The organism is Pseudonocardia sp. OZ21 (assembly GCF_059359135.1).
Genome location: NZ_JCADBN010000013.1, coordinates 59,185 through 73,618, shown reverse-complemented (window position 1 = coordinate 73,618; position 14,434 = coordinate 59,185). Strand labels below are relative to the sequence as shown.

The following is a 14,434-nucleotide window of genomic DNA, read 5'->3' as shown; positions in this document are numbered from 1 at the left end:
CACCGGGTTGAGTGTGCCGCGGCGGCACGGCCTTTCCTGAACGCCCACAGACGCGGACTCAGGAGAATGGAATGCACAGCACCGACCAGAACGACGGCACGACCGGTCCGAACCCGGCCGCTCCGGCGCAGGTAGGCGGCAGGCCCCCATCACCGCTCGAACAGGTGGGCGGCCCGATGGGTTTCGTCTACTCGACCATCCCGGTCGTCGTCTTCATCACGGCCACCGCGTTCCTGCCGCTGCTGATGACGATCATCGTGTCGGTCTCCGTCGCATTGGCGATCACCGGCTACCGGCTCCTGCGCGGCGAGCGCTTCACCATGGCGATCGGTGGGCTGCTCGGCGTCGTCATCGCAGCCGGCATCGTCGCGCTCACCGGCTCGGCGCGCGACTTCTTCGTGCTCGGGATCTGGGTGGCTCTGGCCGGCTTCGTCGCCACGTTCGGCTCGTTGCTGGGCCGCCGACCGCTGACCGGCGTCTTGTGGAACCTCCTCCACGGCGGCACCTACGCCTGGCGGGACGACCGCCGGGTGCTGCGCGCCCACGACGTCGCCACGCTGGCCGCAGCCGCGGTGTTCGGTGCCCGGTACGGCGTGCAGCATTGGCTCTACGAGAGCGACTACACTGGCTGGCTGGCGTTCGCCAGGATCGCGATGGGCACGCCGCTGACCGTCCTGGCCGCGCTGGTCGTCGTCTGGGCCTTTCGGCGGAGCAGCAAGCGGCTGGTCACGCCCGCCTGACGGCCGGCTCGCGACCGGAGCCCCCCGCGCTCGTCGCCCCTCATCGGACTTGACCATGCCGTTACGGCATGGTGTGGACTGGGGTCATGTCCTGGAGCACCCGCGAGATCGCCGAACTCGCCGGGACCAGCCCGCGGGCGGTCCGGCACTACCACGACGTGGGGTTGCTGCCCGAACCCGAGCGGCGCTCCAACGGTTACAAGCAGTACGGCGTCGCCCACATCGTCCGGCTGCTGCGCATCAAGCGCCTGGTCGATCTGGGGTTCTCGCTGTCCCGGATCGCCGAGATGGGCGAGGACGACCACCACCCCGCCGACGCCCTGCGGGCCCTCGACGCCGAACTGGCCGAGACGATCGAGCGGTTGCAGCGGGCCCGCGTCGACCTCGGCCTGATCCTGCGCCACCACGCGCCGGTCGACCTGCCCGCCGACTTCGCCCCGGCCGGTGTGGCCGAGATGTCGGAGGCCGACCGGTCGCTCGTGGCGGTCATGAGTCGGGTCATGGGCCCGCAGCGCCTGGAGGCCTATGCCGAGATGCTGCGCAGCGCGACCGCCGACCCGACCGACGGCGAGTTCGACTCGCTGCCCGCCGATGCCGACGACGCGACGCGGCAGAGCCTGGCCGAACGCATGGCTCCGCACATCCGCAGGATCCAGGCCGAGCACCCGGAGATGGCGGCGCCGTACGCCGACGATCCGCGTGGGCCGCGGTTCGTCGCCGCGATCGCGGCGGCCGCGATGCAGGAGCTGTACAGCCCGGCCCAGATCGACGTCTTCCGCCGGGTGCAGGCGTTGTTGACGAGCGATCGGGAGGGGCGAAGCTGACGCCCGCCCGTTCCGTGCCGCCGACCGTCCCCGAATCAGCCGATGTCAGACCCCGCCCGGCGGCCACCGAGGTGCTCGGCGAAGTGCCGTTCGACGGCGCTGTAGAGCCGGGTCCGGTTCTCCGGGTTCTCGAAGCCATGGCCCTCGTCGTCGGCCAGCAGGTACTCGACCGGGACGCCGCGCTCGCGCAGCGAGGCGACGATGTTGTCGGACTCGGCCTGCACGACACGGACGTCGTTGGCGCCCTGGGCGACCAACAGGGGGGTGCGGATCCGGTCGACCATGGTGATCGGCGAGCGGCTGAGCATGTCGGCCTCCTGCTCTCCGATCTCCGGGTCGCCGACGTAGCGGTACCAGTTGTTGACGTTCAGCGGGCGGGTGAACGGCGGCAGGGTGCGCAGGAAGTTGGCGAGGTCGGAGATGCCGACGTAGTCGACGGCGGCGGCGAAGTAGTCGGGGGTGACGGTGACGCCGACGAGCGCGGCGTAGCCGCCGTAGGACCCGCCGTAGATGCCGATGCGGTCGGGGTCGGCGTAGCCCTGGGCGACGGCCCAGTCCGCGGCGTCGATCAGGTCGTCGTGCATGGCTCGCGCGAACTCGCCGATCGCGGCGGTGACGTGGCGGCGGCCGTAACCGATGGAGCCGCGGAAGTTGACCTGCAGCACGGCGTAGCCCCGGTTGGCCAGGAACTGCACCTCCGGGTGGTAGCCCCACGTGTCGTGCGCCCACGGCCCGCCGTGCACCAGCAGCACGAGCGGCAGACCCTGCGGCTCGATGCCGACCGGGAGCGTGAGGAACGCGTGCAGCGGCAGCCCGTCGCGGGCCGGGAATCCCACCGCCGTCATCGGTGCCATCGCGGCGGGGTCGAGGGACGGCCGTGGGCGGAACAGCATCCGGGCCTCGCCGGTCGTGTGGTCGTAGAACCAGGTGACGCCCGGGTCGCGGTCGTGGACGAACGTCGCGACCCAGCGCTGCTCGGACTCGTCGGACGACAGTGTGCCGAGCACCCCGTCGGACAGCGCTGCGAGCCGGGCGTACACCTCGGCGAACCGCGGATCGACGACCTCGACGTGCGGCCTGGCGCCGACGAAGCGCGCGGCGAGCACCTCTCCGGTGCGCCTGCTGGTGTACACCGTGGGCGGCAGCACGCCGGGCAGCATCATGCCGAGGATGTCGAGATCGTGCCCCTCGACGGCGGCGACCAGGGTCTCCTCGCCGGTCTGCCGGTCGATACGGACCAGTCGCAGGTCGTCGGAGTCCTGGAACGACCCGACGAGCAGCCCCTTCCCGTCGGCGGTGACGATCTGCGGGTGGACGCCCATCGGGTGCTCCGCGCCGCCCGTGCGGCGCAGCAGCCGCTTCTGCCCGGTCGCGGTGTCGACCGCGGAGAACTCGACGGTCCCGTCCTGCGCCAGCGCCGTGTGGAAGGCCGGTCCGCCGTCCCGGTCGAGCAGGACGCTGCCGGTCGGGTCGTCCTGTTCGAGGTGCAGGACCGTCTCGCCGGTGCCGACGTCGATCCGGAAGATGTCGAAGAAGATCGGCCGCTGGTTCATCCAGACCAGGACGGTGCCCGGGGCAGGCGGGTACGGCTCCATGCCTGCCACGCGCGATCCCGGAGCCAGCGGGGTCAGGTCGACCGCGGGCTGCTCGGGCGCGTCGAGGTCGACGCGGTGCAGGTGCCAGTCCTCGTTCCCGTCGACGTCCTGCAGGTACAGCAGCCACCGCGGGTCGTCGGTCCACTGGTAGGTGGTGATCCCGCGCCGGGTGTCATGCGTGACGGGGACAGCGTCGTCGTGGGTGTCGTCGATCCCGCGCACCCACACGTTGCGGCGGCCCCGGTGCGGGGCCAGGTAGGCGATCCGGGTGCCGTCCGGGGAGATGGACGGGACGGCGAACTCCGGGTCGCCGAAGAACTCCTCGATGTCGATCAGGTCGGGCAGCGGCTCTCGGGGCGGCGGTGCGATGGTCATCGGTTCTCCCGTGGTGGTGCAGGTCGTGGCGAGTCGCACGAGACACCGTGCCGCTGCGGCCGGGTCAACCCGTTGCGCGGGTCGCGACGCGCCGGTTGTGGTGAACCGCCGCATGATCGGCGCCGCCGGGCTTGAGTATGACGCGACGGCACGGTGTCCGATGGGTGCAGGCATCGATGAACGGAGCAGAGAGATGACCGTGACCGGACGTCCGACCGAACAGCAGCCTGCGCTGATCGATATCGAGACGCTGTTCGCTGACCTGCAGTTCTCCAGCCCGTCGATCTCACCGGACGGCACGCGCATCGCCTACCTCGCGCCCCACCGCGGGCGGCGCAACGTCTGGGTTCGCGGCATCGACCAGTCCCATCCCGACGCCGTCCCCGTCACCCAGGACACCCGCCGCGGGATCACCAGCTACCACTGGACCGATGACCCGCGTTGGCTGCTGTACCTGCAGGACGTCGACGGCAACGAGGACTGGCACCTGTACCGGGTCGACCTCGACGCGCCGGACGAGCCGGCCGTCGACCTGACCCCGCTCGATCCCGGGTCGCGCGTGTTCGCCGTCGACGCCGAGACGACGGTGCCCGGTACCGCCATCCTCTGGATGAACCCTCGACCGCTCTACGTCGACGTGTTCCGCATCGACCTGTCCACCGGCCGGACCACCCCGCTGGTCGAGCGCACCGACCCGGCCGAGTTCTTCCTCCTCGACCGCGCCGGCAGGGCGACCTGGTTCCTGTCGAAGAGCGGCGACGGCACCCACGAGGTCTTCGCGGTCGACCGCGACACCGGCGAGCGGCGACTGCTGCACCGCCTCGGCGGCCCGGAACACCCGATCGGCGTGTTCCTCTTCCCGCTGCCCGACGACAGCGGCGCCCTGCTCGGCGACTACCACGACTCCGACGACCTGCGCCTGGTGCGCCTGGACCGCGACACCGGCGAGCGGACCGTCGTCGCCGCCGTGGACGGGCACAGCCTGGACACTCTCAGCGCCGTCGCCGACACCCTGCCGCCGACCGTGTTCGCCAGCAGGCGCACCGGGGAGGTCATCGCCGCTCGCTTCACCGGCGACCGGCCGCAGGTTGTGCCGATCGACCCGCACTTCGCCGAGGTCCAGGCCGCCCTCGAACGGCTCTCCGACGGCGTGCTGGGCTGGGTGAGCTCCGACCGCAGCGAGCAGCGCTGGGTGGCCACCTTCATCCATGACCGCGAACCCGCGACGACGTGGTTCTACGACCACACCACCGGCGAGTCCCGCCTGCTGTTCCGCGACGAGCGTCTGGACCCGGCTGCCCTCGCATCGACGACCGCGGTCCGGTTCCCGGCCCGCGACGGCCTGCCGCTGCACGGGTTCCTCACCCTGCCCGTCGGCGCCCCGCCGCGGCACCTGCCACTGGTGCTGCTCGTCCACGGTGGACCGTGGATGCACGACACCTGGGGCTACAACGCGGCCGTGCAGTTCCTGGCCAACCGCGGCTACGCCGTGCTGAAGGTCAACTTCCGGGGCTCGACCGGCTACGGGCGACGGCATCTGACCGCGGCGATCGGCGAGTTCGCCGCCGCGATGCACGACGACCTGATCGACGCCGTCGACTGGGCGATCGCCCGGGGCTACGCCGACCCGGACCGCGTCGGCATCGTCGGCGGTTCCTACGGCGGCTACGCCGCACTCGTCGGGGTCACCGTCACACCGGAGAAGTTCGCCGCCGCGGTCGACTACGTCGGCATCTCCGACCTCGCGAGCTTCCTGTCGACCCTGCCCCCGTTCGTCCGGGCCAACATGACCAACAACTGGATCGCCTACGTGGGCGACCCCGACGACCCCGAGCAGTTGGCCGACATGCGCCGTCGATCGCCCATCACCATGGTCGACCGGATCCGCACCCCGCTGCTCGTCGCCCAGGGCGCCAACGACGTCCGCGTCGTCCAGGCCGAGTCCGACAACATCGTCGCCCCGCTGCGCGCACGCGGGGTCCCTGTCGAGTACCTCGTCGCCGACGACGAAGGACACGGTTTCGAGAACCCGGAGAACCAGGTCATGCTCTTCCGCGCGATCGAGAGGCACCTCGCCGCCCACCTCGGCGGCCGCAGCGCAGAGACCACCTGACCGACGCGGTAGTGGCCCGGCCATCCACGCGAGGTCGGAATCCTGCCAACTACTGACGTGTGACATGAGCACCACGCGAGGAGTAAGCATCATGCTGCCCAGAGGGCGGACCGTATCCCGATGTGCCGCGGCTGTCGCCGCCGCCGTGCTGGTCCTGACCGGGTGCGCCGGTGGGGCGGCCGGCTCCGGTGCGACATCGCCGGGGCCGGACTTCCGTGTTTCCACTGCGGCGCCTGCCCCCGATCCGATCGCCTGGAACGAGTGCGGACCGAACCTCGACTGCGCCACCGTCGAGGTGCCGCTGGAGTACACCGAGCCCGCCGGCGCGCAGATCCCGCTCGCGGTCATGCGGCACCGGGCCACCGACCCGACGCAGCGCATCGGCAGCCTGTTCTTCAACCCGGGCGGGCCGGGGGTCGGCGCCACGGACACGCTGCGGAACCTGCCCGCCACCGCGGGCGCCCCCGGCACGTTCTCGCCCGACCTGCTCGCCCGGTTCGACGTCATCGCCGTGGACCCCCGCGGCGTCGGCCGGTCCGGTGCCGTCCGCTGCCTCACCGACGAGCAGCGCGCCGAGGCCCTGAGCACCGAATCCGACCCGGCCGTCCCCGGGGGCAAGCCGCTGCCGGAGTTGCTCGCCGACGCCACCACGTTCACCGACGGTTGTGCGGCGCACCAGAGCGTCGAGTTCCTGGCCGGCCTGTCCACCGACAACGTCGCCCGCGACATGGACCAGGTCCGGGCCGCGCTCGGCGAGGACCAGATCACCTACTACGGCCTCTCCTACGGCACCGTGGTCGGCCCCATGTACGCCACGCTCTTCCCGGACCGCGTCCGCGAGATGGTGCTCGACGCGCCCGTCGACACCGGGCTCTGGTTCGGCGACTCGCTCGAGTTCCTCAACGAGGTCGCCGTGGCCAGCGAGGAGACGCTGAACGCATGGTTCGAGACCTGCCGCACCGAGGGAGCGGCAGTGTGCCCGTTCGGCGGTGGTGACCCGGACGGGGCGTTCGACGCGCTGATCGTCCAGTTGGAAGCGCAGCCGCTGCAGGTGGCGCCGGTCGAGGGCGTCACGTCGGGCGGCGCGCTCGATGGTGCCATGGCGCTCGAGGCCGCCCGGGGCCTTGCAGGCGACCAGGCCGGCTGGCCCGCGCTCACCTCGGCCCTGCTGGGCGCGCAGAACGGTGACGGCAGGCTGCTGCATTTCCTGTGGACGAGCATCGCGGTCTCGCCTTTCGGGGTCCCGACCGCGACGCACGAGGTCCACACCGCGGTGCGCTGCGCCGACTGGCAGACGCCGACCGACATCGCCGCGCACACGGCCGCTGCCACCGAGGTCGTCGCGGAGGCCGAGCGGATCGGCACCCGGGCCGCCTACAGCGCGCTGAACTGTGCGCTGTGGCCCGCGCCGAACAAGGACCGCGTCACCGAGCCGCTCACGGGCGCGGGCGCGCCACCAGTACTGGTGGTCGGCGGCCGGCTGGACCCCGTCACCCCACACCACTGGGCGGAGTCCATGGCCGAGACCCTGGACTCCGCCGTCCTGCTCACGCGAGAGGGCGTCGGTCACGGCTCCTACGGCACCGTGCCGTGTGTCGATGCCGCGGTGGACGCCACCCTGATCAACGGCGTGCTGCCCGCCGACGGCACCGTCTGCAACCTGGAACGGCCAGGCACCACCGCCTCTGCCGCCTTCGCGACCGGAGGGACGGTGAACTGAGAGCGACGCACCGCCGCTCGTGTCTCAGCCATGCCGAGTCCGACCGCGCTTGCGGTCCGCGATTCGAGGGGATCTCCCGCTGGGGGTCACGCTCGCCACTGACGGTCACCCAGCAATGCCGCTTCGGCGCCCCCGTCGGCGAAGATCACCTGACCGGTGACGAAGCGGTTCTCGGGGCTCGCCAGCCAGTTGATGAGGTGGCCGACCCATTCCGGTCGGCCCGGGAAGCCGCCGAGGGATTGTGGTGCGGCTGCCTCGACGGCAGTCCGCACCTCGTCGTCGGTGAGGATCCAGGCGGCGGCCGGGGTGTCCACGACGCCGGGGGCGACCGCGTTGAGCGGGATGCCGGCGCCCGCCCATTCGGGCGTGGGGGCGGTCCGTCGTACCCATCCGTTGAGTGCGCGTTTGGCGATGCCGTAGGCGGCATCGCGCAGCGAGGGTTCGGTGTCCACCAGGGCGGTCGCGGTGGCTTCGTCGCCGTCCGCGCAGGCCTGCAGGACCCGTTCGTCCGCGGGTGTCAGCGATGAGGTCGACGACACGGCGACGGCCCGGGGGGCCTCGCTGCGGGCCAGCAGGGGACGCAGCCCTTCGAGCGTCGCGACCGTGCCGAAGTAGTTCGTCTCGAGGAGCCCGGTCCGGCCGCCGCCGGCGACCGCCAGCACCGCGTCGATGTACCCCCACTTCGCCACCTGATCGACCAGCGACCGGCGCCCGGCAGGCGTCGACAGATCGGCGATGACGTCGGCGTCGTTCAGGTCGCAGCCGATGACCCTGGCACCTTGCTCGCGAAGGATCGACGCGGTGGCGGCGCCGATTCCGGAAGCCGAGCCGGTGACGACGTACCGCCGCCCGCTCATCAACCGTCCTGGTCGGGGTGGTCGTCGGTAGGTGCGGTCCGCAGATGCGGTGTGCCCTTGCGCCTGAAGTACAGCTGACTGATCACCTCTGCGAGGACGATCAGCGCCACGAGTTTGAGCGCACCGATCAGCGGGACGCTGTCGATCGGCATCGTGTAGGCCAGTACCACTGTGCTCGCGGCGTCCAGCAGCAATGCGAGACCCCAGATCATCGTGCTCACGTGCACCACCCGCCGAAAGGCAGGCGTGTCACGCCACGCGGCGTTGATCTGTTCGCGCACCGTGCCGCCGGTGAAGGTCCGCAGGGCGTACAGGTAGTACGGGGTCCGTCGGAGCGTCAGCAGGATCCAGATGGCCGCCACGGCGGTGATCCAGCCGTCGCGCGCCAACAGGGTCCTCGGGCTGCCGGTCAGGAACGACAACGCAACGCTGAGCAGCAGGACGGTCATGACGAGGCCGGCGAGCATGTCGATCCGCCGTTTCGTGACCACCGAGTGAACCGGTGACTCTGCGGTCAACAGTGGTCGGGTGGCACGGGCCGGCCGACTGGTGACGTCCGGTCCGGCGCGGCGTCAGCTCCTGGCCTGCATGCCGCCGAGCAGGATCTCTGCGAGCTCGGACGCGTAGTCGCGGGGATCGATGTCGGGATGGTCGTCGAGGTACGCGAGCATGATGTCGATCGAGCCCTGGTAGGTGACCGCCATGACTCTGGGGTCGAAGTCGCGGAGGCTGCCCTCGGCCTGGCCGCGACGAAACAGCGCTTCCTGCCCGAGGTAGGTGTCCTCGTAGAAGTCGGCAACCACCCGTTCTGCGCCGTCGGGCCGGTGCAGGTTGTGCACGATGCGGTTGAGCGCGATCAGTTCGTCCCGGTGGGTCAGGATCTGCGAGGCGGCCTGGCGCAGGGCGGCACGGATGACGTCCGGCACGGGCTGGTCCAGGTCGAGCGTGTCGACGATGCGTTGCCGCATGGTCTCCATCGTCGCCTTCGCCGTGGCTTCCATCAGGTTGTCCTTGCCGGTGAAGTACCGCCAGACCAACCCCTTGGCGACATCGGCGCGCGCGGCTATCCGGGTCAACGACGCGCCCTCGTAGCCGTGGTCGACAACCTCCTGGATCGCCGCCGCCATGATCTGCTTCCGTCGCTGATCTTCACTGAGGCGTTGGCGCGGGCCGCGCGACGGGCGGGAGGTGGACGTCATGGCAGCGACGACTCCGACACAGGCTTCGCATCCACGACGGACACGCTACTGACCATGAATGGGTTCACGGCCGGCTGACCTCGGACCTGCACCGATGGTGCGCCGTCGGCTCTGTCGTTCTCGGCTTGATCACGCGACGCGAAGTCATATAGTGAGCGTTACATACAGGACGAGTGGTGGAGTGGCAGACATGGTCGATGTCGGGGACGCCGATCTGGCGTACGCAGCGTTCGGTATCGGCAGTCCGGTCCTGAGGCCGTTGATCTTCCACGCGGTTGACGGCGTGTGCTGCGCGACGAAGGCACTCGGGATCGACCGAGCCCATCTGGCGGGCAACTCCTCTGGCGGCGGCGTTGCAGTGCGAATCGCCATGACCCACCAGTACGAGCGTGCACCCGGGTTCGACCAGATCGTTCGTGAGTTCCTGCAGAGCGGAGCCGCTGCCGCCAAGTCGGAGGAGTGACGTCGCCATGGGTATCCGCAAGCTGGGCTACGTCGGCCTCAACGTCGCCGACGTCGACGCATGGGTCACCTTGTTCGAGCGCACGCTGGGCGTCGGGATCACGCCTGCCACGATCGGTACGCAAGAAGTGGCCTTGGTCGAGCTCGACGAGTTCAAGTACCGCCTCGCCCTGCATCCTTCCGAGCAGGACAGCCCGCGAGAGGTGGGGTGGATCGTCGACTCCCTCCACGAGCTCGACAGAGTTACCCGACGGCTGACCGAGGGAGGCTTCACCGTTCAGGAGGGAGCTGCGGACGAGACCGAACTGCGTGGCGCCACTCATCTCCGCTGGTTCACCGACCCGGTCGGGTACCGCGTGGAGTTGGCGGTCGGGGAGGCCAAGGTGCGCACCCGCCCGGGCCGCCCGGCCGACGCGCGTCCCGGGGTCACCGGTCTCGGCCACCTCGTCCTGGCCGGCCCCGAGCTCGACGAGCTCCGCGAGCTCTACGAGTCCGTGCTCGAGTTCAGGCTGACCGACTATCGCGCTCCTGGCCTGTACTTCCTCCGCTGCAACACGACACACCACAGCATTGCGCTGGCGCGCGCGGAGACACCGTCCATCCACCACCTCGAGATCGAACACGGCTCGATCGACGACGTCGGACGCGCCTACGACCGGGCCCGGGCCAACGACGTACCGATCTCGATCAGCCTCGGCCGACACATGAACGACAAGGCGATCTCGTTCTACATCAAGAATCCCAGCGGGTTCCACCTCGAGATCGGATGCGATGGCATCGAGGTGGGCGAGGGCTGGATTCCCCACGATTTCGGCGTCTCCGACGTCTGGGGGCATCATCACACTGACGCCAATCCCTTCGCGTCCCCCGCGTCGTGACGAGCGGGCGTGCCACCGGAGTTGGCCAGTTCGCCGTTCCCGTCCGGGGTGAGGAAGGCGCATCCGCAAACCACGGCCAGCTGGGCCCCCCTCGAACCCAGCTGGCCGCTCAGCCGTCGGGCGGGTCGTCCATCGGCCGTACCCGATCACCGCGTCGACGCCTGGCTTCAGCTGCCACCGCTCGCCCAGCGGTCCTCCTGCAAAATCGGGAGTAGGTCAGAGCGATGGGAGATCGCGACCGCATTCTCCGAGTTGAGGTTTGCCATCCTGGCCGGCGTTCGGGAGGGAAACCTCAACGATGGCCACGCTCAATCTGCCCCGCGCCACCCGATCGGCGACATTGTTCCCGACCGGGCCCGCGCCGATCACAATGACGTCGAACATGCCGGTGCCCATCCCGACATCGGAGTTGGTGGTGGTGTTCATGTCAGTTCTCTTTTGCGGCGCGGCCGAGGCGCAGCGCCGAAACAAGGAAGAAGATCCCGCCGAGCGCGGCGTAGCCGGCGACGTTGGTCAGCGTTGCCCCCTGAGTGGAAGCCTGTAAGAAGAACGACGTCCCCGCGAGCACGGAGATTGCCCCGCTGGCGACCATCGCCCACTGGCCCCCCAGCTTGCGGCGGCTGAGAGCCACGACTAGCTGAACGATCCCCGCGACGACAGCCCACACGCCCCACACCTGCAGGACCGCCGAGACGCGGTCCGTGATCGCGACCGCCGAGACGCCGGACATGACCGCGACGACCAGGCCGATGGCCGTGAGCGAACTGATCGCGATGTTCACATACAGGCCCAGCGCCGATCCGCTCGCCCGGGACGAGCGGGCGTCGACGACCGCGGCGGCCACATCGAACAGCGGGTACAGCACGATCAGCGTCGCACTCAGCGGCCCGATGCTCGACCCGACCACGAACATCAAGCCGGCCCAGACGATCGCGAAGCCGAAACGAACAAAGTACAACGTTCGAAGTGTGGACACGTTTCCCGTTCGGCTCGAAACGGTAGCGGCGGTAGCGGCGGTCATGATGATCCTTTCAGCTGATGGATGACGACAAGTGCGGTTCATCGGATGAAGTGGGGCTAGCGGAGAAATTGGCTCCGATGGCCGGGGCGACGATCTGTGTCGCTGGTGGTCTCTTCCCGAGTTGGATAGACGAACCAGGAAGTCCATCGAACGTAGGCACATTCCCGCGTCGATTTCATTCATGGCAAGTGAATGCGATGTAGGCCACTGGAAGCGCGGGCCAGGCGGGCGTGAGGGACTGAGTCCTCGGACATTGTCCTGGGGCCGAGCACGCCGGATCTGTCCATCCTGTTCGGCGAGTCGGGAGGCCGACCGACTGGTCGTCATGCGGGACGGTGCGAGGTCGGTGGTTACCTCGGCCTCGATCCGGCGTCCCGCCTCGACGCGATCATCGGCGCCGGGCGTGTGCTGATCGACGCACCGGGAACGGGTGCGGAACGTCCGCCGGGCTCGGCCCGGACCCAGGTCGCGATCGGAGGCACTGTGGCGCCATGAAGGGCCGCGTCCCTCGACAGTGCTCTCGTGACCGGCCACCTGTGCGGGAACAGTCGAGGGGAGGCGCGGGCCATTTCGATCTTGTAGAGTGAACGTTCCATACAGCCGATCGTATCCCTCGCCCGGCGCGTTCGTCCACATCAGCTGGCCGGGCTCGCCTGCGCAGGTCACATCGCCGGATATTGCTGTAGCGTGCGTTCCATACAGGAGGTGGCGGTGTCAGGAATTTCGGAGGTGGCCCGATCCTGGTCGCCGACGAGCGCACCCACCGCGTGCTCCTCGACGACGTCGCCGGCGCACCGCGCGTCGACCCGGCGACCGCGCGCAGCCCGGTCCTCGCCCTGCACGGGGAGTGCGACCGGGTGAGCCCGGTCGACGTCTCGGCGAGTCCGGTCGATGCTCTGCCCTGCGGGCGCCTCGAGGTCATGGCGGCCGCGGGCCGTTGGATCCACGTTGATCGGCCGGACGAGTTCTGCACCCTGGTGGGGGAGTTCCTGATCGCATGACCTGCGGAGTCAGCAGTCACGAGATCCGCGTCGGTGTTCTCATCGTCGGCGCCGGACCCACGGGCCTGACCCTTGCCATCGACCTCGCGCGACGCGGTGTGCCGTGCCACGTCGTGGAGGCGGCGATCGAGCAGCCCGTGAACCCTCGGTGCAACACGACGTCCGCGCGGTCGATGGAGATCTTCCGGCGGCTGGGGATCGCCGACGAGATCCGGCGCTCCGGCTTGCCCGAGGACTACCCGAGCTCGGTGCAGTACCGGACGACCCTGCGAGGCGACGAGATCTTCCGCCTCGACCTGCCGTCGGCCGCCGAGGTGCTGGCGGGTGTCGGCAGGGACGGTTGGCCTACCCCGGAGCCGCAGCACCGGATCTCGCAGCTGTTCCTGGAACCGATCCTTGAGCGGCACGCCCGCGGGCTGCCCGGGCTGACCCTCGAGCGCGGGGCGCGGCTGGTCGAGCTGCGCCGGCGTGCGGACCATGTCGAGGCGGTCGTCGAATCCGGCGGGTACGAGGGCGCTACCCGGGTTCTGCGCTGCGACTACGTGGTCGGCTGCGACGGCGCCCACAGCGCCGTGCGCCGGCAGCTGGGGATCCACTACGAGGGCGTCGACGCGATCCAGAGGTTCGTCTCGACGTTCGTGCGCTCGCCCGAGCTGGGTCGGCTGGCCGCCCGCGACCGGGCCTGGACGTACTGGACGTACGGGGGCAGGCTCGCCTCCCTGATCGCGATCGACGGGGGCGAGCTGTGGCTCAACCACGTCGCCTTCCCGCCCGACCACGACACCGACGGCGAGGACCCCGAGCAGCTCCTGCGAGAGGCCGTCGGCGGCCCCGTCGAGCACGAGGTCCTCGGCGTCGTGCGCTGGACGGGCCGCCAGCTGGTGGCCGAGCGGTACCGGGACGGTCGGACATTCCTGGCAGGCGACGCCGCCCACATCTGGATCCCCGTCGCGGGGTTCGGGATGAACGCCGGCATCCAGGACGCGGCCACCTTGGGCTGGATGCTGGCGGCGGTGCACCACGGCTGGGCACCGCCGGACCTGCTGGACGCCTACGCGTCGGAACGCAAGCCGGTGGGCGAGCAGTTCGCCGGTGCGGTGGCCTCGGCCGCGCAGGCGTCCCTCGCGGACGTCTCACCCGACATCCACCTGCCGGGCCCGGAGGGGGAGCGCGCACGCGCAGCGCTCGCCGACCGGCTCGCAGTGACCGAGCCGCACCGGTACTCGCCCGACGGTTTCAGCTTCGGCTACCACTACGCGGGCTCGCCGCTGGTGGTCGGAGGCGAGGAGCAGGCCGTCATCAGCATGGGCGGCTACCAGGAGCGGGCGCGGGTGGGATTCCGGCTGCCGCACGCATGGCTCTCCGGCGACCGGTCGGTGCTCGACGTGCTCGGACCCGATTTCACCCTCCTGCGGACCGACACCGGCGTCGACGACGAGTCCTGGGTCGAGGCGTCCCGGAAGCTGAACATCCCCCTCACCGTGGTCGACCTGCCCGGACAGTGGCCGGACCGCTATCCGGCCGCGCTCCTGCTCGTGCGCCCGGACCAGCACGTCGCCTGGATGGGCGGGGCGGACGCACGTCCGACGGAACTCCTGCAGACAGTCACCGGCCGCGTCGCCGCCCGCCGGCCTTAGAGATCACCAGGG

14 protein-coding genes are annotated in these 14,434 nt (G+C 70.2%); 8 read left to right on the top strand and 6 right to left on the bottom strand.

From position 1 onward, the window contains the following. Positions 1-71 precede the first annotated feature (71 nt). Positions 72-740, top strand: coding sequence for a DUF3159 domain-containing protein (locus AC5L35_RS26690; RefSeq protein ID WP_495062459.1), 669 nt, complete (start codon positions 72-74; stop codon positions 738-740). Positions 741-826: 86 nt separating this feature from the next. Next, entirely contained in the window at positions 827-1,564 is a 738-nt protein-coding gene (locus AC5L35_RS26685) for a MerR family transcriptional regulator (protein ID WP_495062458.1), read from the top strand. Positions 1,565-1,599: 35 nt separating this feature from the next. Here AC5L35_RS26685 and AC5L35_RS26680 read toward each other — a convergent pair whose 3' ends face one another. Beyond that, positions 1,600-3,534 (bottom strand): S9 family peptidase, encoded by a 1,935-nt coding sequence (locus AC5L35_RS26680; protein ID WP_495062457.1) that lies wholly within the window; start codon positions 3,532-3,534, stop codon positions 1,600-1,602. Between the two features lie 193 nt (positions 3,535-3,727). Here AC5L35_RS26680 and AC5L35_RS26675 point away from each other — a divergent pair, with 193 nt between their 5' ends. Both AC5L35_RS26675 and AC5L35_RS26670 read left to right on the top strand, forming a co-directional pair. After that, positions 3,728-5,647 carry a S9 family peptidase gene (locus AC5L35_RS26675; protein WP_495062456.1) on the top strand — a complete coding sequence of 640 codons (1,920 nt, stop codon included), beginning with the start codon at positions 3,728-3,730 and terminating at the stop codon, positions 5,645-5,647. A 91-nt stretch (positions 5,648-5,738) separates the two neighbouring features. Then, positions 5,739-7,367 (top strand): alpha/beta hydrolase, encoded by a 1,629-nt coding sequence (locus AC5L35_RS26670; protein ID WP_495062455.1) that lies wholly within the window; start codon positions 5,739-5,741, stop codon positions 7,365-7,367. Positions 7,368-7,453: 86 nt separating this feature from the next. Here the strand turns inward: AC5L35_RS26670 and AC5L35_RS26665 are convergent, their stop codons facing one another. From AC5L35_RS26665 to AC5L35_RS26655, 3 genes are all read right to left on the bottom strand, one after another. Next, a complete protein-coding gene (locus tag AC5L35_RS26665) occupies positions 7,454-8,224 on the bottom strand; it encodes an SDR family oxidoreductase (protein ID WP_495062454.1) in 771 nt (256 codons plus the stop codon). Then, positions 8,224-8,715 (bottom strand): VC0807 family protein, encoded by a 492-nt coding sequence (locus AC5L35_RS26660; protein WP_495062453.1) that lies wholly within the window; start codon positions 8,713-8,715, stop codon positions 8,224-8,226. Before AC5L35_RS26660 ends, AC5L35_RS26665 begins: the two co-directional genes overlap by 1 nt. Positions 8,716-8,796: 81 nt before the next feature. After that, the gene (locus AC5L35_RS26655; protein WP_495062452.1) at positions 8,797-9,351 is read right to left on the bottom strand and encodes a TetR/AcrR family transcriptional regulator; all 555 of its coding nucleotides are present in this window, start codon (positions 9,349-9,351) and stop codon (positions 8,797-8,799) included. A gap of 262 nt (positions 9,352-9,613) precedes the next feature. Here AC5L35_RS26655 and AC5L35_RS26650 point away from each other — a divergent pair, with 262 nt between their 5' ends. Then, on the top strand, positions 9,614-9,886 hold the full coding sequence (locus AC5L35_RS26650) for an alpha/beta fold hydrolase (RefSeq protein WP_495062451.1): 273 nt from the start codon (positions 9,614-9,616) through the stop codon (positions 9,884-9,886). Positions 9,887-9,893: 7 nt separating this feature from the next. Continuing rightward, the gene (locus AC5L35_RS26645; protein WP_495062450.1) at positions 9,894-10,763 is read left to right on the top strand and encodes a VOC family protein; all 870 of its coding nucleotides are present in this window, start codon (positions 9,894-9,896) and stop codon (positions 10,761-10,763) included. Positions 10,764-10,979: 216 nt separating this feature from the next. Here AC5L35_RS26645 and AC5L35_RS26640 read toward each other — a convergent pair whose 3' ends face one another. Both AC5L35_RS26640 and AC5L35_RS26635 read right to left on the bottom strand, forming a co-directional pair. Next, entirely contained in the window at positions 10,980-11,189 is a 210-nt protein-coding gene (locus tag AC5L35_RS26640; RefSeq protein ID WP_495062449.1) for a hypothetical protein, read from the bottom strand. A 1-nt stretch (position 11,190) separates the two neighbouring features. Beyond that, complete coding sequence (locus AC5L35_RS26635) at positions 11,191-11,784, bottom strand: hypothetical protein (protein ID WP_495062448.1); 594 nt, start codon at positions 11,782-11,784, stop codon at positions 11,191-11,193. 767 nt (positions 11,785-12,551) lie between these two features. On the opposite strand from AC5L35_RS26635, the gene AC5L35_RS26630 reads away from it, so the two are divergent. Beyond that, positions 12,552-12,785 carry an alpha/beta fold hydrolase gene (locus tag AC5L35_RS26630; protein WP_495062447.1) on the top strand — a complete coding sequence of 78 codons (234 nt, stop codon included), beginning with the start codon at positions 12,552-12,554 and terminating at the stop codon, positions 12,783-12,785. Continuing rightward, entirely contained in the window at positions 12,782-14,422 is a 1,641-nt protein-coding gene (locus tag AC5L35_RS26625) for an FAD-dependent monooxygenase (RefSeq protein ID WP_495062446.1), read from the top strand. Before AC5L35_RS26630 ends, AC5L35_RS26625 begins: the two co-directional genes overlap by 4 nt. The last annotated feature ends 12 nt before the right edge of the window (positions 14,423-14,434 follow it).

Bases quoted from the DNA above. Each gene is read 5' to 3' on its own strand.
- AC5L35_RS26655 (WP_495062452.1), bottom strand. From the start codon at position 9,351: ATGGCGGCGGCGATCCAGGAGGTTGTCGACCACGGCTACGAGGGCGCG.
- AC5L35_RS26670 (WP_495062455.1), top strand. From the start codon at position 5,739: ATGCTGCCCAGAGGGCGGACCGTATCCCGATGTGCCGCGGCTGTCGCC.
- AC5L35_RS26685 (WP_495062458.1), top strand. From the start codon at position 827: ATGTCCTGGAGCACCCGCGAGATCGCCGAACTCGCCGGGACCAGCCCG.
- AC5L35_RS26645 (WP_495062450.1), top strand. From the start codon at position 9,894: ATGGGTATCCGCAAGCTGGGCTACGTCGGCCTCAACGTCGCCGACGTC.
- AC5L35_RS26640 (WP_495062449.1), bottom strand. From the start codon at position 11,189: ATGAACACCACCACCAACTCCGATGTCGGGATGGGCACCGGCATGTTC.
- AC5L35_RS26665 (WP_495062454.1), bottom strand. From the start codon at position 8,224: ATGAGCGGGCGGCGGTACGTCGTCACCGGCTCGGCTTCCGGAATCGGC.
- AC5L35_RS26680 (WP_495062457.1), bottom strand. From the start codon at position 3,534: ATGACCATCGCACCGCCGCCCCGAGAGCCGCTGCCCGACCTGATCGAC.
- AC5L35_RS26650 (WP_495062451.1), top strand. From the start codon at position 9,614: ATGGTCGATGTCGGGGACGCCGATCTGGCGTACGCAGCGTTCGGTATC.
- AC5L35_RS26635 (WP_495062448.1), bottom strand. From the start codon at position 11,784: ATGACCGCCGCTACCGCCGCTACCGTTTCGAGCCGAACGGGAAACGTG.
- AC5L35_RS26625 (WP_495062446.1), top strand. From the start codon at position 12,782: ATGACCTGCGGAGTCAGCAGTCACGAGATCCGCGTCGGTGTTCTCATC.
- AC5L35_RS26675 (WP_495062456.1), top strand. From the start codon at position 3,728: ATGACCGTGACCGGACGTCCGACCGAACAGCAGCCTGCGCTGATCGAT.
- AC5L35_RS26690 (WP_495062459.1), top strand. From the start codon at position 72: ATGCACAGCACCGACCAGAACGACGGCACGACCGGTCCGAACCCGGCC.